This window comes from Bacteroides sp. D55t1_190419_B8, assembly GCF_015558905.1.
GTDB classification, from domain to species: Bacteria; Bacteroidota; Bacteroidia; order Bacteroidales; family Bacteroidaceae; genus Bacteroides; species Bacteroides vicugnae.
The window spans coordinates 38,060-64,701 of the sequence record NZ_JADMOU010000026.1 but is presented as its reverse complement, the minus strand read 5'-3'; the positions used below and the strand labels follow the sequence as shown (position 1 = coordinate 64,701).

The window sequence follows — 26,642 nt, the reverse complement described above, 5'->3', positions numbered from 1 at the left end:
TATAGACATAAAAAAAGGAGCAACGCCTTGCTCCAACCTTTGTTAACCTTAAATCTAATACTATGAAAAACACAGTGCAAAGATACGGACTATCGTGAAATTAGCAAATAATCCAAGAAAAAACGTATGTTATATAACATTGATTAAGAAAAAGTACCTTCGCCTTAACGGTTATTTGTTGTTTTGGATGCCTATATATGGAGTTTTTTTTATCTTTGCATAAAATATTATATTACTAATACTTAATATAAACATGGATAAAAGAAGATGGGGCCAATGGATATTATTGGCTGTTGTTTGCTTGAGTTTCTCGATAGGAGAAAGCTATGCACAGAAAAATGATTTTGCTAATCTACGTCGTTATTCAAAAGAAAATGCTGCACTTCCACAAGCGACAAAGAAAGACAAACGGGTTATTTTTATGGGAAATTCCATTACGGAAGGATGGGTAAGGACTCATCCGGATTTTTTCAAATCAAATGGTTACATTGGCCGTGGAATCAGTGGGCAGACTTCCTATCAATTCTTGTTACGGTTCCGGGAAGATGTGATTAATCTTTCTCCTGCTTTAGTGGTGATTAATGCCGGAACAAATGATGTCGCTGAAAATACACAAGCGTATAATGAAGATTATACATTCGGAAACATTGTTTCTATGGCGGAACTGGCAAAAGCAAATAAAATAAAAGTAATTTTGACTTCCGTATTGCCTGCTGCTGCATTTAAGTGGAGAATGGAAATAAAAGATGTTCCGCAGAAAATTAAATCTTTAAATGACCGGATAGAGGCTTATGCAAAAGCAAATAAAATTCCGTTTGTTAATTATTACAAGGCAATGGTGGTTGACGAAAATCAGGCCTTGAATCCTCAATATACTAAAGATGGAGTTCACCCAACGAGCGAAGGGTATGATATTATGGAACCGTTGATTAAAAATGCCATAGAGAAGGCTCTTTGATTTATCATCGCTTGAAGTAGGAATAATCCAACTATAAGAAATGGGAGGATTGCATGAATAGATTCAGCCGTAATGAATGATCAGTCTATATCTGCAATCCTCCTTAATTTATGCTTTAGAGAGTGGTACATTATGTCTTTTCAATTTTATATTTTTCATTGAAGGTGACGTATAGACATAAAAAAAGGAGCAACGCCTTGCTCCAACCTTTGTTAACCTTAAATCTAATACTATGAAAAACACAGTGCAAAGATACGGGATTCCGGTAACTTTGCAAATTATCAGCCCTTAATTGGTGTTTTTATAACACTAATTAATAGACTAAATGCGAAGTTACAGGTTTGTTAAGAGTTTCAGCCCTTAACAATCAGGCTATAATAGGTGAACAATGGGGAAATTTTATCCCCATTTCTCTTTCATCAAGTCCTCCAGTTTCAATAATTCGTCACGATATTGTGCGGCTTCGATAAATTCAAGTTTCTTGGCTGCTTCCTGCATCAGTTTGCGGGTACGCTCGATACTCTTTTCCATCTGCGCTTTACTCATATACTGCACTATCGGATCTGCTGCGATATTCGGAGTAGAAGGTTCTACATAAGCATGTCTTTCTTTCAACAGCTCATCTGCCTCTTTTGCATTACCGAATACAGACAAGTTTCTGGCCTTTTTAATCTGTTGCGGGGTAATTCCGTTTGCCTCATTATATGCCAACTGCTTTTCGCGACGACGGTTCGTTTCATCAATCGTCAGTTTCATGCTATCCGTCATCTTATCAGCATACATGATTACCTTACCGTTCACATTACGCGCGGCACGTCCCGCAGTTTGTGTCAATGAACGGTGGGAGCGGAGGAATCCTTCTTTGTCTGCATCGAGAATAGCGACGAGAGACACTTCCGGAAGGTCGAGACCCTCACGAAGCAGGTTGACCCCGATAAGTACGTCATAAACTCCTTGCCGGAGATCATCCATAATCTTCACACGTTCCAGTGTGTCGACATCACTATGGATATAGGTACATCTCACATTATTATTAAGAAGATATTCTGCCAGTTCTTCTGCCATTCGTTTGGTTAGTGTAGTGACGAGTACGCGTTCTTCCTTTTCAATACGGAGCTGGATTTCTTCCATTAAATCGTCAATCTGATTGAGACTCGGACGTACTTCGATGATAGGATCAAGCAGACCGGTAGGACGAATCACCTGTTCCACGACGATTCCTTCCGACTGAATCAATTCATAATCCGCCGGTGTAGCACTGACGTAGATTACTTGTTTTGCCATCTCCTGAAACTCTTCAAATTTCAACGGACGGTTGTCCATAGCGGCAGGCAATCGAAAACCATATTCCACAAGATTGATTTTTCGCGCACGGTCTCCTCCATACATTGCACGGATTTGGGGTACGCTTACGTGGCTTTCGTCGATAACGATCAGGAAATCATCCGGAAAGAAATCGAGCAAACAATAGGGGCGGGTACCGGCAGCACGGCCGTCGAAATAACGGGAATAATTCTCAATTCCGGAACAATGTCCCAATTCCCGAATCATTTCCATATCGTAAGTTACTCGCTCATACAATCGTTTGGCCTCGTATTCCTTGCCGATAGATTCGAAGAAAGCTACTTGCTTGGTCAAATCATCCTCTATTTCATGAATAGCACGGAGAGTAGCCTCTTTGGTAGTCATGAACAGGTTGGCCGGATAAATCTTATAGGCGTCAAATGGTGCGATAGTGACTCCTGTGATAGGGTCTACCTCTTCGATGCCGTCAATTTCATCCCCCCAGAAGGTGACGCGGAGCAGGTTGTCGGTATAAGCCAGATAAATATCCACCGTGTCGCCCTTGACCCGGAAATTTCCACGGTTCAAGTCGATATCATTGCGGACATACAAACTGTCTACCAAACGACGTAGAAACACATTGCGGTCCATCATCCGTCCCCGTTCTATTTCGATGACATTTTTGTAGAAGTCCGAAGGATTTCCCATACCGTAGATACAAGATACGGAAGAAACCACTACCACGTCTTTTCTTCCGGAGAGTAGGGCGGAAGTGGCAGAGAGTCGGAGCTTGTCGATTTCGTCATTGATGGCGAGATCTTTCTCTATATATGTATCACTGTTCGGCAGATAAGCTTCCGGCTGGTAATAATCATAGTAAGAAACGTAATATTCTACCGCATTGTTTGGGAAAAAACCTTTAAACTCACTGTAGAGCTGGGCAGCCAGTGTTTTGTTATGGCTCAAAATCAAGGTGGGTTTATTGATATTGGCGATCACATTGGCAATGGTAAATGTTTTTCCCGACCCGGTCACTCCCAATAAAGTCTGTGCGGGAACTCCCTGAAGGACCCCTTCAGTAAGTTGTGCTATAGCTTCCGGCTGATCTCCGGTAGGTTTATAAGCTGATGTTAGTTCATAATTCATAGTTAAATCCTAAAAAGTGGAGCAATATTCGGTAAAATAATCGAGATAACAAATCATTTTTCCAAATAAATCCTTTACTTTGCAACATATTAATATCAAAAAACAGATTCATACAACTAGTAATACCAGAAACACATGATTTGGAATGAGAGCATTGAGTGTATGGACCGCGAAAGTCTTCGCAAGATTCAAAGCATACGACTCAAGAAAATTGTAGATTACGTTTATCACAACACGCCTTTCTATCGAAAGAAGATGCAGGAAATGGGGATTACTCCCGATGACATCAATAGTATTGATGATATTGTAAAACTGCCGTTTACCACGAAACATGATTTAAGAGATAATTATCCGTTCGGACTTTGTGCCGTGCCGATGAGCCAAATTGTACGTATTCATGCTTCTTCCGGAACAACCGGAAAACCGACGGTTGTCGGATATACCCGTAAGGACTTGTCTACATGGGCGGAATGTATATCGCGTGCTTTTACCGCTTATGGAGCGGGGCGTTCTGATATTTTTCAGGTATCTTATGGGTACGGACTGTTCACGGGCGGATTGGGAGCACATGCAGGAGCCGAAAATATCGGTGCTTCTGTTATTCCGATGTCCAGTGGTAACACGGAAAAACAGATAACCTTGATGCATGATTTCGGATCGACAGTGCTTTGTTGTACTCCTTCCTATGCGCTTTATCTGGCAGATGCAATCAAAGATTCCGGTTTGCCGCGTGAAGAATTCCAACTGAAAGTCGGTGCTTTCGGTGCAGAACCCTGGACGGAAAATATGCGTCATGAGATAGAAGAAAAGTTGGGAATCAAAGCATACGATATTTATGGCTTGAGTGAGATTGCCGGACCGGGTGTCGGGTACGAGTGCGAATGTCAGCACGGGACTCACTTGAATGAAGACCATTACTTCCCGGAAATCATCGATCCGAATACGTTGCAACCGGTTGAGCCCGGTCAAACGGGCGAACTGGTATTTACCCATCTGACCAAAGAGGGTATGCCGTTGCTCCGTTACCGTACGCGTGATTTGACGGCCTTGCATCATGATAAATGTTCCTGTGGCCGTACATTGGTACGTATGGATCGTATTTTGGGACGTAGTGATGATATGTTGATTATCCGCGGTGTGAATGTATTCCCGACGCAGATTGAATCAGTCATTCTTGAAATGGAAGAGTTTGAACCGCATTATTTGTTGATAGTAGGTCGTGAAAATAATACCGATACAATGGAACTCCAGGTTGAAGTACGTCCGGAATTCTATTCGGATGAGATCAACAAAATGCTGGCTTTGAAGAAGAAACTGGGAGGACGTTTGCAAAGCGTACTCGGACTGGGAGTCAACGTGAAACTGGTAGAGCCTCGCAGCATTGAACGCAGCGTAGGTAAAGCGAAACGTGTAATTGATAACAGAAAGATTTAATACTTAAAACTTTACGATAATGGTAGCAAAACAACTTTCTATTTTTTTGGAAAATAAGTCAGGCCGTTTGACGGAAGTGACTGAAGTGCTGGCGAAAGAAAATATCAATCTTTCTGCCTTGTGCATTGCCGAAAATGCTGATTTTGGTATTTTGCGTGGAATTGTATCCGATCCGGATAGAGCATACAAAGCTTTAAAAGATAATCATTTTGCAGTGAATGTGACTGATGTAGTAGGTATAAGCTGTCCCAACATACCAGGTGCTTTGGCAAAAGTGCTGGGATATTTATCAGAAGAGGGCGTATTTATTGAATATATGTATTCGTTTGCCAATAACCATATTGCAAACGTAGTGATTCGCCCCAGCAACCTGGATAAGTGTATCGAGGTATTGAAAGAAAAGAAAGTCGATCTACTGGCTGCAAGTGACTTGTATAAGCTGTAAATATACAGTGAGCAATAAATAATGAACGGTAAACAGTTGTGTTATCCAATTCAAGGACAGCGCAATTGCTTACCGTTTTTACTATAAATATAGTGACGCTATCCGGTGAAGATAGTGACGGTATATGCCAACGATACCGTCACTATCCCGAACACATACCGTCACTATTGTGATTCGTTTATAATCTGCAGTTTATTGTTTGTCATTTGTATTTCGACGTCATTTTCTCTCCTTTTGTCGATGTTTAACGCCTTTTATGTATTAAAAAACACAGATTAATTGCTAAATTCCCAGCGAATAAGTAACTTTGCGCATTATTTTTAAATAGGATGAAGAAAAATATCATTATAACTTTGCTTGCGGCGGCTACTCTTACATCATGTGGAGAGTACAATAAATTGCTGAAAAGCACCGATTACGAATACAAGTACGAAGCCGCCAAAAACTATTTTGCGAAGGGACAGTATAATCGTTCAGCTACGTTGCTGAATGAGTTGATAACCATTCTGAAAGGAACCGATAAAGCGGAAGAATCTTTGTATATGTTGGGAATGAGCTACTATAATCAGAAAGATTATCAGACAGCTGCCCAGACATTTATCACCTATTTCAATACATATCCTCGTGGTACTTTTACTGAACTGGCACGTTTCCATGCAGGTAAGGCTTTATTCCTGGATACTCCGGAACCACGTTTGGATCAGTCAAGCACTTATCAGGCTATCCAGCAATTGCAGATGTTCATGGAGTATTTCCCGAACAGCACAAAGAAGCAGGAAGCACAGGATATGATTTTTGCTTTACAGGATAAACTGGTTTTGAAAGAGCTTTATTCAGCAAGGCTATATTATAATCTGGGTAATTATTTGGGCAATAACTATGAGTCTTGTGTAATCACAGCTCAAAATGCATTGAAGGATTATCCTTATACTGATTATCGTGAAGAACTTTCCATTTTGGTTCTGCGTGCAAGACACGAAATGGCTATCTTTAGCGTTGAGGACAAGAAGATGGATCGTTACCGCGAAACGATTGATGAATATTACGCTTTTAAGAATGAATTTCCTGAAAGTAAATATTTGAAAGAAGCCGAGAAGATATTCAATGAATCACAAAAAGTAATTAAAGACTAAATTTAAATAGATTTATGGACTACAAAAAAACGAATGCTCCTGCTACAACAGTAACCCGTGACATGATGGAACTCTGTGCTGATACAGGTAATGTTTATGAAACAGTTGCCATTATTGGTAAGCGTGCTAATCAGATCAGTGTAGAAATCAAAAACGATCTTTCTAAGAAACTGGCAGAGTTTGCTTCTTACAATGACAATTTGGAAGAAGTGTTTGAAAATAGAGAGCAAATCGAAATTTCTCGTTATTATGAGAAATTGCCGAAACCGGACTTGATTGCTACGCAAGAATACATCGAAGGGAAAATATATTATAGAAATCCGGCTAAGGAGAAAGAAAAACTTCAGTAATTTATTTTCTGACGAAGAATTTGATAGTCAAGTAGTAAGTGGGATGATGATCCCTGCTCCTTATTGCTTGGCTATTATTGTTTAACTCAACTACTATTTAGAATACTTATGATTCAACGAATTCAAACTGTTTATTTATTGATTGTTGCAGGATTGCTGATTACAGCCATGTGTTTGCCGATGGGTTACTTCATTGACGCAATGGGAGAACATCCTTTTAAGGCATTAGGATTGGAAGTAAACGATGCTATTCAGTCTACATGGGGCTTATTCGGAATTCTGATGGTTAGCACCATCGTGGCTGTGGCTACTATCTTTTTGTATAAGAACCGTATGTTGCAGATTCGCATGACAATTTTCAATAGCTTATTATTGGTAGGTTATTACATTGCTGCCCTTGCTTTTTATTTTGCATTGAAGAATGATGAAAATATGTTCCGTATAGGCTGGGCATTGTGTTTGCCACTTATTTCCATCATTCTGAATATATTGGCTGTTCGTGCTATCGGACGCGATGAGGTGATGGTGAAGGCTGCGGATAGATTGCGATAAAAGGGACTAAAGTCCCCAGAAATAGAAATCCCCGCTAATTCGTTTAGAGTTAGTGGGGATTTTTTAGTTCGTTATGAATGGGATTTTGTTTATAAATAAGAGGTTTTAATCTCTTCCTCCTTGAAAGAGGGGTTATTTCTTCAAATCAAATAAATATGTGAGCTTTATGGTAATGGTTCCATGCGCTGCACGGGCGAAATAATCTTTCTTAGTAGTGCTGTAGAAATCAGACAGGGCAAAGTAATAACGGCCTTCAACGATGAAGCTACCAGCTTTCTTTGTTCTAAGTTCTACACCACCGCCACCGGCAATACCATAGTCAAATTTATTTTGAATCTTAACTCCGTACACGGCTTTCTGGGGACTATTAGTTCTCACATCATTCATATCTATACCTTTCATTGTTTCTGATTCGCTAATTAGGAATCCGATTTGGGGACCTAGATTTATAAATGCTTGCAATCCTCTATCTTTCCCAAAGGCCAAATGGGCAAGAAAAGGAATATCAAGATAGGTCATTTTGCGAGTATAAGTTTTACTAGGGTCCTTTTCTGTTACCTCATATCCATCTGCATTAGTTGTTGTTATTTCAAATAACTCATCCCAACCTCGTTGCGATATATTGAGCTCGATTTGTGCGCCACAAATCATGGCAAAATACTTCTCGGATATATAACGTGCTGTCAAACCTCCGGTAATTCCCATCAGGCTATTTTGCTTGATGGTGGGAGTAAAGGAAGCACTGTTTAAATTGACACCTCCATTGATACCTACCGATAAATTGTTTCGTGCTTCTCCGATTTGAGCGACAGCAGGAAGGGCAAATCCTGTAAGTAGGAGTGTTGCGATCAAAAATGGTTTTATCTTTATCATTTTCGTATTATTCGAAGTCAAGTTTTACTAATTCAAAATTCTTAGTGAAACGTATGAAGAACACCTTTTTATTAATAAATCCTCCCCAGTTATTCACACGTTGGAATTTGAATCCGGTCTGGATAGGAGTCAGGTTCATTTTAGGCAGATTGTTTTCCAGTTCCGAGCCGTAAAGTGATAATCCTTTCAGGAAGAAGAAACCGGTGTCAAAACCCAGCATTGCGTAATTAGGGTATTTGCTTGCCAAGTCTTTGCTATACCATTTATGGTAAGCGTTGGTAAACTGCACAGCTGCCGGGAACAACGTATTTGTATAGAATGAAGAATAGAAATATACATCCAACTCAAAGAAATTTTCCAGATGATCTCTGGTATAGGTCTGCCATTCCGGATAGCCGAACAGATGAATATTCTCTGCAGGATTCTCTCTGACTAACAGCGTCAGTTGAGGAAGTATCTTAATTAGTAAGACATTGTTGCCTGATGTCGGAATAAAGATGTTTTCTTTATCACTGCGGAGCGCTGCTTTCAACGTTTCTTTCGTTGCGCTTTCACTGACGGTTCTCATTGGAATTCCTTTGCTTTTCAACTCTTGTTTCAAGCCGCTGATAAATTCCGCTTTCTCCTTATCAACGCTCGCTGGTTCTATGAAGATAACGTTTGCATTGGGGAATTGACGGGTGAAGTGCTCATAAACCTCTGAATATAAGTAAGATTGAGGCGTATTGATCTGATAAACAGCCGGGTTGTTGAATACCTCTTCTCCTTTTTGAGAGAAAGGAATCACCAGGCGTATGTCGTTCTTCTCTGCGAAGTCGGACAATGGCTTTATTTGATTCTGGTGCATCGGACCGAAGATGATATTCATACTTTTCATCTCGTTCTTGGCAAGAATCGTATTTAATGTAGAAACGTCTTTTCCACAATCATATACATATAGATCAAGAGAAATACCTGTACGTTTCAGACTGTCTACTGCCATCAGGAAACCTTCGTAATATTCCACCATGCGTTTGTCTTCCTGGAAAGGCAACAATAAAGCTGCTTTAATGGTAGACAGCTTTTGGGGAGTCTCTTTACTTTTGCGGAAAAGCTCGCTATTGCTGGGAGGAATAGCGTAAGGATCTTCCTTCTGTGTAGGTTGCACGGTCGTTGCTGCCGGGTAAGGGATGCAAAGGAATTGTCCCTTTTTCATGCCTTTTTTCAGTTCCGGGTTAGCTGCAATTAACTCCTGCTCGCTGATTCCATATTCACGGCTCACGCTAAAAATAGTCTCTTTGCGTTTTACCTTATGCATATCCTTGCATTTCGGCACAACAGGACCTTGAATGGTGGTCTGTTCGGTAGGCGTTTGAGTTGCAGTAGCAGTTTGCTCTTCTTTTTTCTGCGGAATCAGGATGACCTGTCCGATGCGGAAATTTTCGGCACTCAAACCGGGGTTTGCTTCACAAATATCTTTGGCGGATACATTATACATGGTTGTCAGTTTGTATAGTGTTTCTCCGGCTTGAATCGTATGGAATGTTTCTCCCTTCTGACTCTCTTTCCCTGTAGGGATTTTGATTGTCTGTCCGGCATAGATCTTTTCGTCACAGCCAGGATTCAGACGTATGATGTCTGATGTAGTGACATTATACATCTTGGAGATGGAGTATAAACTTTGTCCTTTTTCGATGGTATGCAAGAAATATGATTGGTTTTCTTGTGCATAACTGATAGCATATGAAACGCTTATAAAAAGCAAAAATAAGAATATACGGTTTATCGGTTTCATCAAATTATAACTATTGGTTCTTGAAATCAAGGAACAAAGGTACAAATAATGCCCTATATCTTCATAAGATTTGAGTTAAGAAAATAATATTGTGCTTTTTTAGGAGCATATTTCGGGCGGAAACATTAATTTTGCAACATTTATGGAAGGATATGAATATGCAGGAAACAGAATATATTAATGTGTACGGTGCGCGCGTGCACAATTTAAAGGATATTGATGCCGAAATTCCCCGTAACAGTTTGACTGTTATCACCGGATTGAGCGGTAGTGGAAAATCTTCTTTAGCCTTCGATACGATTTTTGCCGAAGGACAGCGTCGTTATATCGAAACTTTTTCAGCGTATGCCCGTAACTTCTTGGGCAATCTGGAACGTCCGGATGTCGATAAGATAACAGGTTTGAGTCCGGTTATCTCCATTGAACAGAAAACAACGAATAAAAATCCCCGTTCTACCGTAGGAACGACTACGGAGATATATGATTATCTCCGTTTGCTGTATGCCCGTGCGGGAGTGGCTTATTCGTATCTGTCGGGTGAGGAGATGGTGAAATATACCGAAGAGCAGATTCTGGACTTGATTCTGAAAGATTATAAAGGAAAGAAAATATATCTGCTGGCTCCGCTAGTTCGTTCACGTAAGGGACATTACAGGGAACTTTTCGAACAAATACGTAAAAAAGGATACCTGTATGTACGGGTGGACCGTGAAGTGCGTGAAATAACGCATGGCATGAAACTCGACCGCTATAAAAATCACGATGTAGAAGTGGTTATTGATAAATTAGTGGTAGCGGAGAAAGATGACCGGCGCTTGAAACAGAGTGTGGCAACCGCTATGCGCCAGGGAGATGGGTTGATGATGATTCTGGATGCCCAGTCTGAAAGCATCCGTCATTATAGTAAGCGGCTCATGTGTCCTGTCACCGGATTGTCTTATCGTGAGCCGGCTCCGCATAACTTCTCATTCAATTCACCGCAAGGAGCATGTCCGAAGTGTAAGGGATTGGGAGTAGTCAATCAGATTGATGTGGACAAAGTGATTCCCGATCGTGAACTTTCCATTTATGAAGGAGCGATAGCACCTTTGGGAAAATATAAGAATGCGATGATTTTCTGGCAAATCGGTGCTTTGCTCGAGAAGTACGACGCAACACTGAAAACTCCGATAAAGGAGTTGCCGGACGATGCGATTGATGAAGTATTGTACGGTTCTGACGAACGGATTAAAATCAAGAGTTCACTGATCGGTACTTCCTCCGATTACTTTGTTACTTACGAAGGAGTGGTGAAGTATATTCAGATGTTGCAGGAAAAGGATGCTTCTGCAACAGCACAGAAATGGGCGGAACAATTTGCCAAAACAACGGTTTGTCCCGAATGTAAAGGGGCTCGTTTGAATAAAGAAGCTTTGCATTTTCGTATCCATGATAAGAATATCAATGAGTTGGCGAATATGGACATCAACGAGTTGTACGACTGGTTGATGAAGGTGGATGAGTTCCTGTCCGATAAGCAGAAGAAAATATCGGTGGAGATTCTGAAAGAGATTCGCACACGTTTGAAGTTCTTGCTGGACGTGGGTCTGGATTATCTGGCATTGAATCGTAGCTCTGTTAGTCTTTCCGGTGGTGAGAGTCAGCGTATCCGCTTGGCTACACAGATTGGTTCGCAATTAGTGAATGTACTTTATATTCTCGACGAGCCGAGTATCGGTCTGCATCAGCGTGATAATCTGCGTCTTATCAACTCGTTGAAAGAACTCCGCGACATGGGGAACTCCGTGATTGTAGTGGAACATGATAAGGATATGATGTTAGCTGCCGACTATGTCATCGATATGGGTCCGAAAGCCGGACGTCTCGGAGGCGAAGTCGTTTTCGCCGGAACCCCGCAGGAGATGCTGAATACAGATACAATGACTTCGCAATATCTGAATGGCAAGATGAAGATAGAAATCCCTGCCAAGCGTAGAAAAGGAAATGGGAAATCTATCTGGCTGAAAGGAGCGAAGGGGAATAACCTGAAGAATGTAGATGTTGAATTTCCGTTGGGTAAACTGATTTGCGTAACTGGTGTATCAGGAAGTGGAAAATCCACCTTGATTAATGAAACTTTGCAGCCGATTCTTTCACAGAAATTCTATCGTTCTTTACAAGATCCTTTGGAATACGATTCGATTGAAGGGTTGGAAAATATAGATAAGGTAGTAGATGTGGATCAATCACCTTTGGGACGTACGCCACGCTCCAATCCTGCGACTTATACCGGTGTGTTTTCTGATATCCGTAACCTGTTTGTGGGTCTGCCGGAAGCTAAGATTCGTGGTTATAAACCGGGACGTTTCTCCTTTAATGTTGCAGGTGGGCGTTGTGAAGCATGTACGGGAAATGGTTATAAGACGATTGAAATGAATTTCCTTCCTGACGTATATGTGCCTTGTGAGGTTTGTCACGGTAAACGTTATAACCGGGAAACACTGGAAGTGCGTTTCAAGGGAAAATCAATTGCCGATGTACTTGACATGACGATCAACCGTGCTGTGGAATTCTTTGAAAATGTGCCGCAAATCTTGAATAAGATTAAAGTATTGCAGGATGTCGGACTCGGATATATAAAACTGGGACAATCTTCTACCACTCTTTCCGGTGGAGAAAGCCAGCGTGTGAAACTGGCAACGGAGCTATCAAAAAGAGATACGGGCAAAACTCTTTATATCCTTGACGAACCGACTACCGGACTTCATTTTGAAGATATCCGTGTGTTGATGGGAGTATTGAATAAGCTTGTAGATAAAGGTAATACTGTTATCGTCATCGAGCACAATCTGGATGTGATTAAAATGGCGGATTATATTATCGATATGGGCCCTGAAGGTGGTAAGGGCGGGGGAGAACTCCTTAGTTACGGAACACCGGAAGAAGTTGCGAAGAGCCCTAAAGGATATACACCTAAGTTTCTTCGCGAAGAGCTGGGTCTCTAATTTAAATCATAGAGTGCCAACTTATCGGACAATCTTCGATGAGTTGGCACTTATCATATCATATTCTTTATTTATCAGATACAGAACTTATAAATACAACGAAAATGAAAATCAATAAAACAAATGCCGCACGGCTGTTAGATAAGGCTAAGATAGCCTATGAGTTAATTCCCTACGAAGTAGATGAAAACGACTTGAGTGCTGTTCATGTGGCAGCAAGTTTAGGAGAGAACATCGAGCAGGTATTTAAAACGCTTGTTCTGCACGGCGATAAAAGCGGATATTTTGTCTGTGTCATTCCGGGGGAACATGAAGTTGATTTGAAACTGGCGGCTAAAGCTTCGGGTAACAAGAAGTGCGAGTTGATTCCCGTAAAAGAACTTCTGCCACTTACCGGATATATCCGCGGAGGTTGTTCGCCGATTGGTATGAAAAAGCATTTTCCGACTTATATTCATGAAACCAGTCAACAATTTCCATATATTTATGTAAGTGCCGGTGTACGGGGACTTCAGATAAAAATAGCACCGGAAGATTTGATTCGTGAATCCAGAGCGGAAATTTGTCGTTTATTTGAGGAGTAAGTCTTATTATTTGTAGAGTAAATATGACTACATATTCTTTGAATGAATTAAAAAAAGTATATATTTGCAGAAAATATCAATTTTATTAATCTAATATTCTTGTTTATATGTTTGAAGGACAACCGAAAGGGCTATACGCTTTAGCCTTGGCTAACACGGGCGAGCGTTTTGGCTACTACACGATGCTTGCTATTTTTACACTTTTCTTACAAGCGAAGTTTGGTTACACGGCAGCAGAAACTTCTACTATTTTTGGCTCATTTCTGGCAGCAGTTTATTTTATGCCTCTTATAGGTGGTATTTTGGCTGATAAGTGTGGCTATGGTAAGATGGTAACAACGGGTATCGTTGTTATGTTTATTGGTTATTTGCTTTTGGCTATTCCTACAGCAGCGAATCTTACAGGCAAGATGATGATGTTTGGTTCACTGTTTCTGATCGCTTGCGGGACCGGCTTATTTAAAGGAAACCTGCAAGTAATGGTAGGTAATCTTTATGATTCTCCGGAATATAGCTCAAAGCGTGATACTGCTTTCAGTTTGTTTTATATGGCAATCAATGTGGGGGCTTTATTTGCTCCGACAGCTGCTACCAAAGTGACTAATTATATCTTAAGTGGCGCAGGATTTACCTATAATGCTCAAATACCTTCATTGGCCCATCAATTTCTTGGTGGGACTATTACTCCGGAAGGTAATGTTACCCTTAGTGGATTACAGGCGGCACAAGGCTTTGCCGGTGATACAGCTGCATTCTGTAGTACTTATATCGAGAAACTGTCAGAGGCATATAACTATGGCTTTGCCGTAGCTTGTATTTCTTTGATTATTTCAATGGCAATTTATATTTGTTGCCGTTCCATGTTTAAGCATGCAGACTATAACTCAAAACAAGCTAAGGCTGTAAATAACTATAATGAGCCGGAATTGACTCCGGCACAAACAAAAGAACGTATTGTTGCTTTGTTGCTTGTGTTTGCTGTGGTTATCTTTTTCTGGATGGCGTTCCACCAGAACGGTTTGACTATGACATTCTTTGCACGTGACTACACTACTCAATCTGTGATAGGAATTGATCGTATTGGATTCGATGTTTGGAATCTGGTTCTTGTTATCATTGCTGTTTATGGCGCATTCTCTCTATTCCAGTCAAAAACTGGTCGTGGAAAAGCCATTGCCGGTGTTGTCGTATTGGCTTCTCTTGCTATATTAGTGTGGAGCTATTGCTCTATGGATTCAACCGTAGAAATTCTTCCTCAAATATTCCAGCAGTTTAATCCATTTTTTGTAGTGGCTCTGACTCCGGTGTCTTTGGCTGTCTTTGGTTATTTGGCTAAAAAGAAAAAAGAACCTTCCGCACCGCGCAAAATCGGTATTGGTATGGTGATTGCAGCGTGTGGTTTCTTGATTTTAGCCATTGGTTCCATGGGCCTTCCTACTCCGAAAGCAGTAGAAACGGCTGGTATTAATCCGGATGTTCTTGTTTCTCCCAACTGGTTGATTTCTACTTATCTGGTATTGACTTTTGCAGAGTTGTTGCTTTCACCAATGGGTATTTCTTTTGTATCAAAAGTAGCGCCACCCAAGTATAAAGGTATGATGATGGGAGGCTGGTTTGTAGCTACAGCTATTGGAAATTACCTGGTTGCTATTATTGGTTATTTGTGGGGTGATATGCAACTGTGGATGGTATGGAGCGTATTGATTGCTTGTTGTCTGTTATCAGCTCTATTCATATTCTCTATCATGAAGAAGCTTGAAAAAGTTGCTTAAAATAAGGCAGGTATTTGCCTGAGATCTAATAATAAATTAGGGTAATAAACGGTTTGTATAAAACCCGTTTATTACCCTAATTTTTAAATATCCAATCCCATAATATAATCATTCATGTAATATCCGTTACCAATCGGGAAATCACCCTCCCGTAACTTTCTCATTCCCATGTGTTCGTAAAACTGCAAAGCCTTATTATTACGATTTACATTGAGCTCCATCAAACAAGGTTCCGGGTGTATTTCTTTGATACACTTGATTGCTTCCTTGAATAAAAAACTGCCGCAATGCGTACCCTGAAAACGGGGGAGGACATATATCTTCTGAAGATGGAATACATCCTTTTCCTGTTGTTGAATGGAAACGTATCCGCATGGTTCATTCTCCTTATAAGCAATGGAGTACACATGTCCCTCTTCCTCCATTTGTTTGCGCACATTGGAAGGAGCATACATCCAGTCCATCATATAATCCAGTTGTTCGGGAGATAAAATTTCCTTGTAGGTGGCGGGGAATACCTCCTTTGCCATCTTATGAATAAGCTCGCAATCGGCTACCGTTGCTTTTCGAATTGTAAACATATGTATTTTCTATTTCTTGGTTTAACGGGCACAAATATAGCCATTATTTCTTTTTATAATAAGGTGGAGAGTCTCTAATGTTTTAATTATTATTAATTTATAGTACTTTGTAATGCAAGGTACTAAAGTAATGCATATATTTGTGCATCTAAAAGAAGTGAATAATGAAAGTAGACAATGTAAAATCACAGATGAGGAAAGGCATGCTTGAATATTGTATCATGCTTTTGTTGCACAAGGAGCCCGCTTATGCTTCTGATATTATTCAGAAATTGAAAGAAGCCCAACTGATTGTAGTGGAAGGCACCTTGTATCCATTGCTTACCCGTCTGAAAAATGACGACCTGTTAAGTTATGAATGGGTAGAATCTACCCAAGGACCTCCCCGCAAATACTATAAATTGACCGAACAGGGAGAAGTCTTTTTGGGAGAACTTGAAATTTCCTGGAAGGAACTTAATGAAACAGTGAATCATATTGCCAATAGATAATCCGAAAAAGAAGAAATAAAAATGAAAAAGACATTGACCATAAATTTAGGAGGAATTGTCTATCATATAGATGATGACGCCTACCGATTGTTAGACAATTATCTGTCTAACCTCAAACATTACTTTCGTAAACAGGAGGGTGCGGAAGAGATCGTAAACGATATTGAGATGCGTATTGCCGAACTGTTTGCAGAGAAAGTAACTGAAGGAAAACAGGTCATCACAGTTTCGGATGTAGAAGAAATTATCGCTCGTGTCGGCAAACCGGAAGACTTTGGAATTGCTGATGAGGATATGGACTCACAGAAAAGAACGGAACAAACATCGTCCGCTAATCAAGGCAGTACGCAAACCGCTGCTCAACGCCGCTGGTTTCGTGATCCGGATAATAAATTGTTGGGAGGCGTAGCGGCAGGATTGGCAGCTTACTTCGGTTGGGACATCACATTAGTGCGTATATTGATGATTATCCTTGTATTTGTACCTTATTGCCCGATGATTATACTTTATATTATCGGATGGATCGTTATTCCGGAAGCCCGTACTGCCGCGGAAAAATTGAGTATGCGTGGAGAAGCAGTGACCATTGAGAATATTGGCAAAACAGTGACAGACGGTTTCGAACGTGTAGCGGACGGAGTTAACAACTATATGAACTCCGGCAAACCTCGTACCTTTCTTCAAAAGATAGGCGATGTATTTGTTTCCATTGCTGCTGTTCTCTTTAAAATATTTCTGGTAGCTCTTGTCATTCTCTGCTGCCCTGTCTTGTTCGTACTGGCCGTTGTACTGGTAGCACTGGTGTTTGCAGCAATTGCCGTGGCAGTTAGCGGAGGAGCACTGCTTTACGAGATGCTGCCTGCCATCGACTGGATGCCGGTTGCTTCCGTATCTCCAATGATGACACTGCTAGGTACGATTGCCGGAGTTGCCCTCATCGGCATTCCGTTAGGAGCTTTCTTGTATACTATCTTGCGGCAATTATTCCATTGGTCACCGATGGGAACGGGTTTGAAATGGTCGCTATTGATTCTATGGATATTGGGTGCAGTCATAATGATTATTAATCTTTCAGCTCTTGGCTGGCAACTGCCTTTGTATGGCTTGCACTGCTCTTAACGAAGTCTCATTCTATTAAAAAAGGATAATATTTATTCCTTTATAAGTAAATGTACCCCGATAGTGTGTCCGGGGTACATTTTTTGTTTACTCTAATTCATCGTAAATCGAGAAATTTTTAGTAAGTTTGTAAATACGTATTCAGGAAATAAAAATGGGTGAACATATATGTTTTAGGAGAAACGAACGTTTAGCGACAGTCAACCCTTATTGGAGAGGAAATCCGATGGTGCGCGGGCGTTTTTTTAATCGGCAGCATCGCTTCCGTCCGGGGATGGGGAGTGTACTGAAATGGCGTCTTTCGTCCAATCCCCAACGCAAAGAGAAGAAAACGGTGAAATGGGATCCAAAGGTTTGTTATCTCCGTTCATTGGATGCAGTGGTGGGAGATTCCCTGATATGGCTCGGACATAATTCTTTCTTTCTCCAGTTAGCAGGTAAACGAATCATGTTCGATCCTGTGTTCGGCAGTATTCCTTTTGTGAAGAGACAGAGCGAGTTTCCCGCTAATCCTGACATATTTACAGGGATTGATTATCTACTTGTCAGCCATGACCATTTCGATCATTTGGATAAACAGAGTATAGCCCGTTTACTGAAGAATAACCCGCAAATGAAACTCTTTTGCGGCTTGGGAACCGGTGAGCTGATTCAGGGATGGTTTCCCGAAATGAAAGTGATTGAAGCCGGATGGTATCAACAAATGGAAGATGAGGGATTGAAGATTACTTTTCTACCGGCACAACACTGGAGCAAACGTTCCGTACGTGATGGTGGCCAGCGACTGTGGGGAGCTTTCATGCTGCAAGGAAATGGAATTTCTCTTTATTATAGCGGTGATACAGGTTATTCCAGTCACTTCCGTGAGATTCCCGATCTGTTCGGAGCACCGGATTATGCTTTGTTAGGCATCGGGGCATACAAACCTCGCTGGTTTATGCGTCCCAATCATATATCGCCTTACGAATCATTGACTGCCGCCGAGGAAATGCATGCTGGGCTTACCATTCCCATGCATTATGGCACATTCGATTTGTCTGACGAGCCTTTGCATGATCCCCCGAAAGTCTTCGCAACAGAGGCTAAGAAACGGAAGATTCCGGTGAAGATTCCCTATTTGGGAGAGATTGTGAAATTGAATAAACAGAAATAATTAGATAAGTACCTGCCATGAATTAATCGTTATTTTTCTAGGTACGGATTTCACGGTTTTTAGTGTTGTTATTGTTGCAAAGTAACCGTGTTAATCTGTGTAATCCGTGCCTAAATTATTATATAAACTAATTATGAATACATATTTACGAATAAAGAGATGAAGAAATTAGAAGTAAAAGATTTGAAAGAAAACTTTTTCGAAGCGATCGGAAAAGAGTGGATGCTGGTTACAGCCGGAACAAAAGAGAAGTTTAACACGATGACAGCAAGTTGGGGTGGCATCGGCTGGTTGTGGAATAAACCGGTTGCTTTCGTTTTTATCCGTCCCGAACGGTATACATACGAGTTTGTAGAGAAGAACGATTACCTGACACTTTCTTTCTTAGGAGAAGAAAATAAGAAAATTCACGCTGTTTGTGGCTCCAAGTCGGGACGTAATATAGATAAAGTAAAAGAAACCGGATTGAAACCTGTATTTACAGAAAAAGGAAATGTCCTGTTCGAGCAGGCACGTTTGAGTCTGGAATGTAAGAAACTTTATGCTGACACTATCAAACCGGAATGTTTTCTGGATAAAGAATCAATAGAGAAGTGGTACGGTGGTGCTCATGGAGGTTTCCATAAGATGTATATTGTAGAAATTGAAAATATTTATTCGGAGTAAATTTAGCGAACTTTTTTATAATTTTAGCCGATTTTGATGAATGCAATGGAGAAGCCCCTGAACTCAAAAGATTGAGAACAGGGGCTTCTTTTAGTTTACTATGTTTATTCTACTATGTAATTAACGTAAAATTTTATTTAGACGGAGCTTTCTTCACCCATTTGTCCAACCATTCAAAGAATGTGCGTTGCCATAGAACCCCATTCTGTGGCTTCAATACCCAGTGGTTTTCATCCGGATAAATCAGCAGCTCTGCAGGAACACCACGCATCACGGCAGCATCAAAAGCAGCCATAGCCTGATTAGCCAGGATACGGTAGTCTTTTTCTCCATGGATACAGAGAATAGGAGTATCCCATTTCTCTACGAATAGGTGAGGAGAGTTGGCAAACGTACGCTGTGCCACCGGATTCTGTTTTTCCCAGTATGCGCCTCCCATATCCCAGTTGGCAAACCATTTTTCTTCAGTTTCCAGATATTGCATTTCCATGTTGAAGATACCATCATGAGCAATGAACGCTTTGAACCGTTTGTCGTGATGTCCGGCCAACCAATATACGGAGAATCCTCCGAAGCTGGCACCTACGCATCCCAGACGATCTTTGTCCACATACGGCTCTTTTGCCATTTCATCGATAGCAGTGAAGTAATCCTTCATACACTGGCCACCGTAATCGCCACTGATTTGTTCATTCCATTCCACACCGAATCCCGGCAAACCGCGACGGTTCGGAGCAACGATGATATAATCATTAGCTGCCATAATCTGGAAGTTCCAGCGATAAGACCAGAACTGGCTTACCGGACTCTGCGGACCTCCTTCGCAGAACAGTAAAGTCGGATATTTCTTGTTCGGATCAAACTGTGGAGGATAAATCACCCATGTCAACATCTGTTTACCATCTGTTGTTTTCATCCAGCGACCTTCCACTTTACCCATTTCCAACTGGTCATAGATTTGTTTGTTCTCCTGTGTCAGTTGAGTGGTAGAACCATCCAGTGCCACAGAGTAAATCTCATCACCCATACTCATTGAATGACGTTTCGCAATCAGCTTATCTCCGAAAAGAGCTACCCCTTCGTAATCATACATTCCTGAAGTAATAGCCTTTACCGAATCATTTGCCAGGTCAAGCGCATAAATTTGTGATTCTCCATGCCATACACCTGTGAAATAGATCACTTTAGCATCTGCTCCCCAGACAAAAGCATCCACATTCGATTCGAATGCCTTACTCACAAAACGCTTCTCGCCAGTTTCCAGGTTCATGATGAACAGACGGTTCAAATCCGCTTCGTATCCGTCACGTTCCATGCTCTGCCAGGCAATATACTTGCCGTCCGGTGAGTATTGCGGGTTGGTATCATATCCTTTGTTCTCTTCAGTAATATTTTCTGTTTTCTTAGTATTCAAGTCATAGATATAAATATCAGAGTTGGTAGAAATCGCATATTCCAGTCCTGTCTTTTTACGGCAAGTGTAAGCCACTTTGTCCGAGGTTGTATTCCAGGCAAGTTGTTCGATGCCACCCCAAGGCTTCATCGGACTTTCATACGGTTCGTCGTTCAGGATATCCACGATATTGGAAATACCGTTACCATCAAAGTCGGCAACAAAAGGATGCGGAGCGGTTGTCACCCATTCATCCCAATGCTTGTACATCAGGTCGGTAACGATGATACCGGTGGCTTTCGGCAGGTCCGGATACTTATCAGCGGTGCTTTCTTTCGTCTTTACTTGTGAAATAAATAGCAGTTTTTTGCCATCCGGTGAGATGGAATATCCTTCAATATCTCCGTCGTAGTTGGTCAGCTGCTTGCGCCCGCTACCATCCGGATTCATTTCATAAAGCTGGCTGCTTCCGTTGTCATTACTTAAGAATGCCAGTTTAGTGCCTCCCTTAATCCAAGTCACCTCATTTTCCTGATACGGGGTACGAGTGATTTGCTGGTTTTCGCTTCCGTCTGCGTTCATCACGAAAACTTCGCGGTTACTCTTGTTTTCCGGTACGCTGTAATACGCTACCGTATACGCAATTTTCTTTCCGTCGGGCGATACGGCGAATCCGCCGATACGTCCCATAGCCCAAAGTGCTTCGGGAGTCATGCGCTTCCCTTCGATCTTAATATCCGATTTCTCGATAAGCACCTGATCTGTCTTGCCTGCGTCTTTGGTTCCTCCGCAGGCAGCTAACAACATTGCTGCCGACATCATAAATAAATTAGCTTGTCTCATATATTTTATAAAATGTTTATTTTCTTGCGAAGATAGTGAAAAAAGGATTTAAATCTTCTTTTTCTGCCAGTTTCCTTTCTTCATGTACCAGTAGCAGAACATCAGCGTGAAAATACCATATACGCATTCCGTTGTCCAGGCAAATGCGACGTCCATCCGCAGGTACATGATGAAATATGCAGAGTATGTGACGTAGATAGCCAATACACAAAGTTCCATAGCCAGTGCAGTCCGCGTATTCCCTGTACCTGATACCGATTGGAAATAAACATTGGCAGGCACCAGTACCAGATAGGCAGAACACAATACCCACAGTGAAGGCACGGATGCTGCTCTCAAATCCGGCATATCTGTATAAATACGTAGGATCAGATCCGGAAATAGACAGAAGAATATCAGAATTGGCAATACAAATATATATCCAATGCGAATGTGCTGCCTGATAGTACCCCGTACACAATCCTGTTCACCTGCACCGATCAGATTGCTGACCAATGAACCACAGGTGGATGCAAATGCCATTGCAATCATAAACGGGATTCCTGACACGTTTCGGATAATGTTCGCAATTGCCAAAGAGCGCTCTCCCAAATGTTCCACAAATAGAAAGAACATAAACCAGGTAGACAAAGAAACAAAGTTCTGAATCATTGTCCACACAGAAACATTCAGTATTCGTTTCAGTGTTTTCCCTTGGAACTTAGGCAGTATATTCAATGCATACTTCCTGCAGTCAATCCGTTTCCAGGTATAGATGATAAAGAAAATCACCGATACCATTTCAGCCAGCGAAGAGCCGATAGCAGCACCGGCAATTCCCAATTGCGGGAAACCGAATTTACCGAAAATCAGGATATAATTGAATACCACATTCGAAAGTACCATCACAATAGAGTTCAAAGTCAGCGTCTTGGTTTGTGTCGTACCTACAAAGAAGGCGCGGAACATGACCATGATAAAAGAGAAGAAGAACCCGTACACACGCCAGTGAATATAACTCTCGGCTGCATCGTAAATGTGAGGAGACGAAATGATATTCTTGAGGATATATGGTGAGAATACGATGGAGAACGTGAATAAAATCACTGCCATGGCAAGCAGGAAATATATGCCCTGATAAAAAATGGGTCCGATTTCCTTGTAGTTTCCTTCTCCATTGCGACGCGCAATTAATATCTGGGCACCGATGCTGAAACCGAATGCCATCATGAAAATGGCAAGGTAATATACACCTGCAATGGCGGAAGCACCTAATTCGATTTCTCCGACACGTCCCAGAAAAGCAGTGTCCGTCATACCAATCATCTGTTCCATAATCAGACTGATTAGGATAGGGTAGGAGATTGTCCAGATTTGTTTATAAGAATATTTAGTTTTCATCCTATTTTATTTTTTAGAGAAAGAAAGCCGGGCGACCAAAATAGGTGTCCGGCTTTCTTAGAATAGATTTCGGGAATTACTCCTTATTTTTTATTCTGTCTTTGCTGCTGCAATTGCTCTTGTTGCTTTTGCATCGCCTCCAGGCGAGCAGCAAATCCGGTCTTTTTCATTTGTTTCGGGTCTTTCTTTTTCGCTTCAAGAATAGCCAACAATTTAGTTTCGTCAGTCGTTCTACGAAGCAGAATCATAGTACCCACACTAATCAGCGTTGACACGAAGTAGTAATAGTTCAAACCTGACGGATAATCGTTCAAGACGAACAAGAACATAATCGGCATCAGATACATCATCCATTTCATAGCCGCCATTTGTGGCTGCGCTCCGGTATCCTGCATAGACATTGTGTACTTTGTGTTCAGAATATTGGTTACTGTCATCAGCAAGCAGAACAAGCTAAGATGGTTACCCAGGAACGGAATATGGAATGGGAATGTGATGAACGCATCATAAGTAGAAAGGTCGTCCGCCCACAAGAAACTCTGTTGACGCAGCTCGATAGCACTCGGCACGAACATAAACAAAGCCATCAGGATAGGAAACTGCAATAACATCGGCAGACAGCCGCCCATCGGGCTTACCCCGTACTGGCTGTAAAGGCCCATCACCTCCTGCTGTTTCTTCATTGCATCTTCCTGTTTCGGATATTTCTTGTTGATTTCGTCAATTTTCGGTTTCAATACACGCATCTTGGCAGAAGACATGTACGTTTTCCAGGTAGCCGGATAAACCAGCACTTTTACCATAATAGTCAGAATCAACAGAACGATACCCATGCTCAATCCCCAGTCGGACAACCAGTCGAATACGTTGATCGTGATAAACTGGTTAATCCAGCGAATCAGCGGCCAACCCAGGTAAACCAGTCGGTGAAGCTCCCATTTCTCGTCACGTCCTTTATCCAGCGCTTTCAGCGTCTTGAAGTGGTTCGGACCGAAGTAGAAGTACATCTCTGTCGGTTCTTTGCCTGACGGATCAAAGAAAGTATTCATTTCAGCAGAATAATCTTTGATATATCCGCTTCCCTGTTGTTCCATTTTTGACTTAACGGAAACCTTGTCGAAATCCTGTTCAGCGATAAATACAGACGAGAAGAACTGATTCTTGAAAGCTACCCAATCAATGCGTCCCGGCAAATCCTGACTGTCATCTTTGGCAGCAGACAAGTTGTCTACATTGTCACCTGTTACTTTATAAGTCAGTTCCGACAGACGATTCTCATAAGTGAATCCTTTTTCCAGTTGGCGGGCACGTTGTGACCAGTCGATGTCCACATACTTAGTACTAGCCAACTTGTCTTCCATGCCTGTCGCTTTGATTTCAAAGTTCATCAGGTAGCTATCCGGTTTCAGCGTATAGATGAAATCGATATAGCTTGCGCTATCCGCAGCCAGACGCATTGTAACACTACTGTCCGTCTTGTTCACAGCTTCAAAGAAATAATCTTTGGTCTGGATGGCTCCTGCCTTGTTGTAAAAGTTGAAGTTCATCGAAGCATCGTCACCGTCGAACAACATGACCGGCGTCTTTTTGTCTTGTGCCATATAATCTTTCAGCATGGCTGAATAGACACGTCCGCCTTTGGTTGTGAAAGTGATTTCCGCTACATTATTCTGGATGCTGATTTTAGAGTCGGTTCCATGCAAGGCATTGAAAAACAAAGCAGAAGAATCGGCAGCCGATGCCACCTCTTTTTGACTGTTAGCCAGTGCCGCTTCCGTTTTAGCCTTCAACGCTTCCTCCTGCTGCTGTACCACGGCAATAGAATCGTAGTATTTCTTTTGCGCAGCTATCTGTTCCTCGCTTGGACGGCTCAAAAAACTGAATCCTACCAATAATATACCTATCAGAACGAGACCTGTGATGGTGTTTTTATCCATTCTTATTTTAATTACAAATTATATAAATTACAAACTACCGGTTGTTTACCACGTATCGTTAGCCGTTCACCGTTGCTTTTTCGTTTTCGATGGCAGCTTTTACAAATGCCACGAACAGCGGATGAGGGTTCAGTACCGTACTACCATATTCCGGATGGAACTGTGTACCGACAAACCATTTCAAAGCCGGGATTTCAACGATTTCTACCAGATCCGATTCCGGGTTGATACCTACACATTTCATGCCGGCAGCTTCATATCGGTCTTTATAATCATTGTTGAACTCATAGCGATGGCGGTGACGTTCCTGAATATGTTCCTGTCCGTAAGCCTGATATGCTTTCGAACCTTTCTGCAATACACATTCGTAAGCGCCCAGACGCATCGTACCACCCATATTGGTGATTGCTTTCTGCTCTTCCATGATATCAATCACGTTGTGCGGAGTCTTTTCATCCATTTCACGTGAGTTGGCATCTGCGTATCCTAGTACGTTGCGTGCAAACTCAATAGCAATACATTGCATACCCAGACAAATACCGAAAGTCGGAATGTCATGTGTACGTGTATATTTGATAGCGACAAACTTGCCGTCGATACCCCGTTGACCGAATCCCGGACCAATCATTACGCCCGCCATACCTTTCAAAGCTTCAGCTACATTCTCATCTGTCAGTTTCTCGCTGTTTACGAAATGAACTTCCACTTTGCGGTCATTGTAAGTACCCGCTTGCGATAAAGCTTCACGGATAGATTTGTAAGCATCCTGCAAATCGTATTTTCCAACCAGTGCAATATTGATCGGTTCTTTAGTCTCTGCAGCGTGACGACGTTCCAGGAATTTACGCCATGGACCGAGTCCCGGAGTTTCTCCTACCGGCAGTCCCATCTTTTCGAGGATAGTGCTGTCCAGCCCTTGCGCTTGCATCAGGATAGGTACTTCGTAAATTGTTTCCGCATCAATAGATTGCACAACGGCTTTATCGTCTACATTACAGAATTGTGCCACTTTCTTACGCAGTCCGTCACTTAGCGGATGCTCGGCACGCAGTACCAGTACATCCGGCTGAATACCCACACTTTGGAGTTCCTTTACAGAATGTTGCGTCGGTTTTGTTTTCAATTCTCCGGCAGCAGCAAGATAAGGAACATAGGTCAAGTGTACGCAAAGAGCGTTCTTACCGAGTTCCCATTTCAACTGACGGATACTTTCGAGGTAGGGGAGTGATTCGATGTCACCTACCGTACCACCGATTTCAGTAATCACAAAATCAAACTTGTATTTATTACCAAGCAGTTTAACATTCCGTTTGATCTCGTCTGTGATGTGAGGAATCACCTGGATCGTTTTACCCAGATAATCTCCACGACGTTCCTTGTCAATGACGCTCTTGTAGATACGTCCCGTAGTAATGTTGTTCGCCTTTGTCGTTTGTATACCCAGGAATCGCTCATAGTGTCCCAAGTCGAGGTCGGCTTCGTGTCCGTCTACGGTTACATAGCACTCTCCGTGCTCATAAGGATTCAATGTTCCCGGGTCGATGTTGATATACGGGTCAAACTTCTGGATGGTTACATTATAACCTCTTGCTTGCAGCAATTTACCGATGGATGATGAGATGATCCCTTTTCCTAAAGAAGAGGCAACACCACCGGTGACGAAAATATACTTTGTTTCTCCCACAGCTATAACTGTTTTAATAATTGTTTACTTAGTAGTATTCTTACGAACTTAAAAACCGCAAAATTATAAAAAAAAGAGGAAGATTACAGTCTTTCGTCTCCACAAT

21 protein-coding genes are annotated in these 26,642 nt (G+C 41.7%); 13 read left to right on the top strand and 8 right to left on the bottom strand.

Annotated features, from left to right (window positions below):
* The first annotated feature begins 253 nt into the window (after window positions 1-253).
* A complete protein-coding gene (locus tag I2I13_RS18810; protein WP_004309262.1) occupies window positions 254-958 on the top strand; it encodes an SGNH/GDSL hydrolase family protein in 705 nt (234 codons plus the stop codon).
* A gap of 399 nt (window positions 959-1,357) precedes the next feature.
* Here I2I13_RS18810 and uvrB read toward each other — a convergent pair whose 3' ends face one another.
* Window positions 1,358-3,388 (bottom strand): excinuclease ABC subunit UvrB, encoded by a 2,031-nt coding sequence (gene uvrB / locus I2I13_RS18805; protein WP_004303633.1) that lies wholly within the window; start codon window positions 3,386-3,388, stop codon window positions 1,358-1,360.
* A 135-nt stretch (window positions 3,389-3,523) separates the two neighbouring features.
* On the opposite strand from uvrB, the gene I2I13_RS18800 reads away from it, so the two are divergent.
* The 5 genes from I2I13_RS18800 to I2I13_RS18780 all read left to right on the top strand — a co-directional run bounded on the left by I2I13_RS18800 (window position 3,524) and on the right by I2I13_RS18780 (window position 7,302).
* Window positions 3,524-4,822 (top strand): phenylacetate--CoA ligase family protein, encoded by a 1,299-nt coding sequence (locus I2I13_RS18800; protein WP_004299993.1) that lies wholly within the window; start codon window positions 3,524-3,526, stop codon window positions 4,820-4,822.
* 19 nt (window positions 4,823-4,841) lie between these two features.
* Complete coding sequence (locus tag I2I13_RS18795; RefSeq protein WP_004299992.1) at window positions 4,842-5,267, top strand: amino acid-binding protein; 426 nt, start codon at window positions 4,842-4,844, stop codon at window positions 5,265-5,267.
* A 329-nt stretch (window positions 5,268-5,596) separates the two neighbouring features.
* Window positions 5,597-6,400, top strand: coding sequence for an outer membrane protein assembly factor BamD (locus tag I2I13_RS18790; RefSeq protein WP_074558372.1), 804 nt, complete (start codon window positions 5,597-5,599; stop codon window positions 6,398-6,400).
* A gap of 14 nt (window positions 6,401-6,414) precedes the next feature.
* The gene (locus tag I2I13_RS18785) at window positions 6,415-6,750 is read left to right on the top strand and encodes a DNA-directed RNA polymerase subunit omega (protein WP_004299989.1); all 336 of its coding nucleotides are present in this window, start codon (window positions 6,415-6,417) and stop codon (window positions 6,748-6,750) included.
* Window positions 6,751-6,858: 108 nt separating this feature from the next.
* A complete protein-coding gene (locus I2I13_RS18780) occupies window positions 6,859-7,302 on the top strand; it encodes a DUF4293 domain-containing protein (protein WP_195650210.1) in 444 nt (147 codons plus the stop codon).
* A gap of 132 nt (window positions 7,303-7,434) precedes the next feature.
* Here I2I13_RS18780 and I2I13_RS18775 read toward each other — a convergent pair whose 3' ends face one another.
* Window positions 7,435-8,175 carry a porin family protein gene (locus tag I2I13_RS18775; RefSeq protein WP_195650209.1) on the bottom strand — a complete coding sequence of 247 codons (741 nt, stop codon included), beginning with the start codon at window positions 8,173-8,175 and terminating at the stop codon, window positions 7,435-7,437.
* A gap of 7 nt (window positions 8,176-8,182) precedes the next feature.
* Window positions 8,183-9,949, bottom strand: coding sequence for a LysM peptidoglycan-binding domain-containing protein (locus tag I2I13_RS18770; protein ID WP_195650208.1), 1,767 nt, complete (start codon window positions 9,947-9,949; stop codon window positions 8,183-8,185).
* 158 nt (window positions 9,950-10,107) lie between these two features.
* On the opposite strand from I2I13_RS18770, the gene uvrA reads away from it, so the two are divergent.
* From uvrA to I2I13_RS18755, 3 genes are all read left to right on the top strand, one after another.
* Complete coding sequence (gene uvrA, locus I2I13_RS18765) at window positions 10,108-12,933, top strand: excinuclease ABC subunit UvrA (protein ID WP_195650207.1); 2,826 nt, start codon at window positions 10,108-10,110, stop codon at window positions 12,931-12,933.
* Between the two features lie 104 nt (window positions 12,934-13,037).
* Window positions 13,038-13,517 (top strand): Cys-tRNA(Pro) deacylase, encoded by a 480-nt coding sequence (gene ybaK, locus I2I13_RS18760; RefSeq protein WP_004309260.1) that lies wholly within the window; start codon window positions 13,038-13,040, stop codon window positions 13,515-13,517.
* Window positions 13,518-13,624: 107 nt separating this feature from the next.
* Complete coding sequence (locus tag I2I13_RS18755) at window positions 13,625-15,289, top strand: peptide MFS transporter (protein ID WP_195650206.1); 1,665 nt, start codon at window positions 13,625-13,627, stop codon at window positions 15,287-15,289.
* Window positions 15,290-15,372: 83 nt separating this feature from the next.
* Here the strand turns inward: I2I13_RS18755 and I2I13_RS18750 are convergent, their stop codons facing one another.
* Window positions 15,373-15,870, bottom strand: coding sequence for a GNAT family N-acetyltransferase (locus I2I13_RS18750; protein ID WP_004299981.1), 498 nt, complete (start codon window positions 15,868-15,870; stop codon window positions 15,373-15,375).
* A gap of 164 nt (window positions 15,871-16,034) precedes the next feature.
* On the opposite strand from I2I13_RS18750, the gene I2I13_RS18745 reads away from it, so the two are divergent.
* The 4 genes from I2I13_RS18745 (at window position 16,035) to I2I13_RS18730 (ending at window position 19,299) form a co-directional block, all read left to right on the top strand.
* A complete protein-coding gene (locus I2I13_RS18745) occupies window positions 16,035-16,361 on the top strand; it encodes a PadR family transcriptional regulator (protein WP_074638611.1) in 327 nt (108 codons plus the stop codon).
* 21 nt (window positions 16,362-16,382) lie between these two features.
* A complete protein-coding gene (locus I2I13_RS18740) occupies window positions 16,383-17,480 on the top strand; it encodes a PspC domain-containing protein (RefSeq protein WP_004299979.1) in 1,098 nt (365 codons plus the stop codon).
* 154 nt (window positions 17,481-17,634) lie between these two features.
* Window positions 17,635-18,633, top strand: a complete 999-nt coding sequence (locus I2I13_RS18735; RefSeq protein ID WP_004317905.1) for an MBL fold metallo-hydrolase — start codon at window positions 17,635-17,637, stop codon at window positions 18,631-18,633.
* 159 nt (window positions 18,634-18,792) lie between these two features.
* Window positions 18,793-19,299, top strand: coding sequence for a flavin reductase family protein (locus I2I13_RS18730; RefSeq protein WP_004299977.1), 507 nt, complete (start codon window positions 18,793-18,795; stop codon window positions 19,297-19,299).
* Between the two features lie 133 nt (window positions 19,300-19,432).
* On the opposite strand, the gene I2I13_RS18725 is transcribed toward I2I13_RS18730, so the two are convergent.
* The 4 genes from I2I13_RS18725 to I2I13_RS18710 form a co-directional block, all read right to left on the bottom strand.
* The gene (locus I2I13_RS18725; RefSeq protein ID WP_195650205.1) at window positions 19,433-21,535 is read right to left on the bottom strand and encodes a S9 family peptidase; all 2,103 of its coding nucleotides are present in this window, start codon (window positions 21,533-21,535) and stop codon (window positions 19,433-19,435) included.
* A gap of 48 nt (window positions 21,536-21,583) precedes the next feature.
* Complete coding sequence (gene bexA / locus I2I13_RS18720) at window positions 21,584-22,915, bottom strand: multidrug efflux MATE transporter BexA (protein WP_004309255.1); 1,332 nt, start codon at window positions 22,913-22,915, stop codon at window positions 21,584-21,586.
* Window positions 22,916-22,998: 83 nt separating this feature from the next.
* Window positions 22,999-24,852 (bottom strand): membrane protein insertase YidC, encoded by a 1,854-nt coding sequence (yidC, locus tag I2I13_RS18715; protein ID WP_074558363.1) that lies wholly within the window; start codon window positions 24,850-24,852, stop codon window positions 22,999-23,001.
* Window positions 24,853-24,910: 58 nt separating this feature from the next.
* On the bottom strand, window positions 24,911-26,536 hold the full coding sequence (locus I2I13_RS18710) for a CTP synthase (protein WP_195564424.1): 1,626 nt from the start codon (window positions 26,534-26,536) through the stop codon (window positions 24,911-24,913).
* Window positions 26,537-26,642: the final 106 nt, after the last annotated feature.

Excerpts from the sequence above, each read along its gene's own strand:
- I2I13_RS18725 (WP_195650205.1), bottom strand. The coding sequence starts at position 21,535 with ATGAGACAAGCTAATTTATTTATGATGTCGGCAGCAATGTTGTTAGCT.
- I2I13_RS18735 (WP_004317905.1), top strand. The coding sequence starts at position 17,635 with ATGGGTGAACATATATGTTTTAGGAGAAACGAACGTTTAGCGACAGTC.
- I2I13_RS18780 (WP_195650210.1), top strand. The coding sequence starts at position 6,859 with ATGATTCAACGAATTCAAACTGTTTATTTATTGATTGTTGCAGGATTG.
- ybaK (WP_004309260.1), top strand. The coding sequence starts at position 13,038 with ATGAAAATCAATAAAACAAATGCCGCACGGCTGTTAGATAAGGCTAAG.
- uvrB (WP_004303633.1), bottom strand. The coding sequence starts at position 3,388 with ATGAATTATGAACTAACATCAGCTTATAAACCTACCGGAGATCAGCCG.
- I2I13_RS18785 (WP_004299989.1), top strand. The coding sequence starts at position 6,415 with ATGGACTACAAAAAAACGAATGCTCCTGCTACAACAGTAACCCGTGAC.
- I2I13_RS18795 (WP_004299992.1), top strand. The coding sequence starts at position 4,842 with ATGGTAGCAAAACAACTTTCTATTTTTTTGGAAAATAAGTCAGGCCGT.
- yidC (WP_074558363.1), bottom strand. The coding sequence starts at position 24,852 with ATGGATAAAAACACCATCACAGGTCTCGTTCTGATAGGTATATTATTG.
- uvrA (WP_195650207.1), top strand. The coding sequence starts at position 10,108 with ATGCAGGAAACAGAATATATTAATGTGTACGGTGCGCGCGTGCACAAT.
- I2I13_RS18750 (WP_004299981.1), bottom strand. The coding sequence starts at position 15,870 with ATGTTTACAATTCGAAAAGCAACGGTAGCCGATTGCGAGCTTATTCAT.
- I2I13_RS18800 (WP_004299993.1), top strand. The coding sequence starts at position 3,524 with ATGATTTGGAATGAGAGCATTGAGTGTATGGACCGCGAAAGTCTTCGC.
- I2I13_RS18745 (WP_074638611.1), top strand. The coding sequence starts at position 16,035 with ATGAAAGTAGACAATGTAAAATCACAGATGAGGAAAGGCATGCTTGAA.
- I2I13_RS18790 (WP_074558372.1), top strand. The coding sequence starts at position 5,597 with ATGAAGAAAAATATCATTATAACTTTGCTTGCGGCGGCTACTCTTACA.
- I2I13_RS18770 (WP_195650208.1), bottom strand. The coding sequence starts at position 9,949 with ATGAAACCGATAAACCGTATATTCTTATTTTTGCTTTTTATAAGCGTT.
- I2I13_RS18810 (WP_004309262.1), top strand. The coding sequence starts at position 254 with ATGGATAAAAGAAGATGGGGCCAATGGATATTATTGGCTGTTGTTTGC.
- I2I13_RS18740 (WP_004299979.1), top strand. The coding sequence starts at position 16,383 with ATGAAAAAGACATTGACCATAAATTTAGGAGGAATTGTCTATCATATA.
- I2I13_RS18775 (WP_195650209.1), bottom strand. The coding sequence starts at position 8,175 with ATGATAAAGATAAAACCATTTTTGATCGCAACACTCCTACTTACAGGA.
- I2I13_RS18755 (WP_195650206.1), top strand. The coding sequence starts at position 13,625 with ATGTTTGAAGGACAACCGAAAGGGCTATACGCTTTAGCCTTGGCTAAC.
- I2I13_RS18730 (WP_004299977.1), top strand. The coding sequence starts at position 18,793 with ATGAAGAAATTAGAAGTAAAAGATTTGAAAGAAAACTTTTTCGAAGCG.
- bexA (WP_004309255.1), bottom strand. The coding sequence starts at position 22,915 with ATGAAAACTAAATATTCTTATAAACAAATCTGGACAATCTCCTACCCT.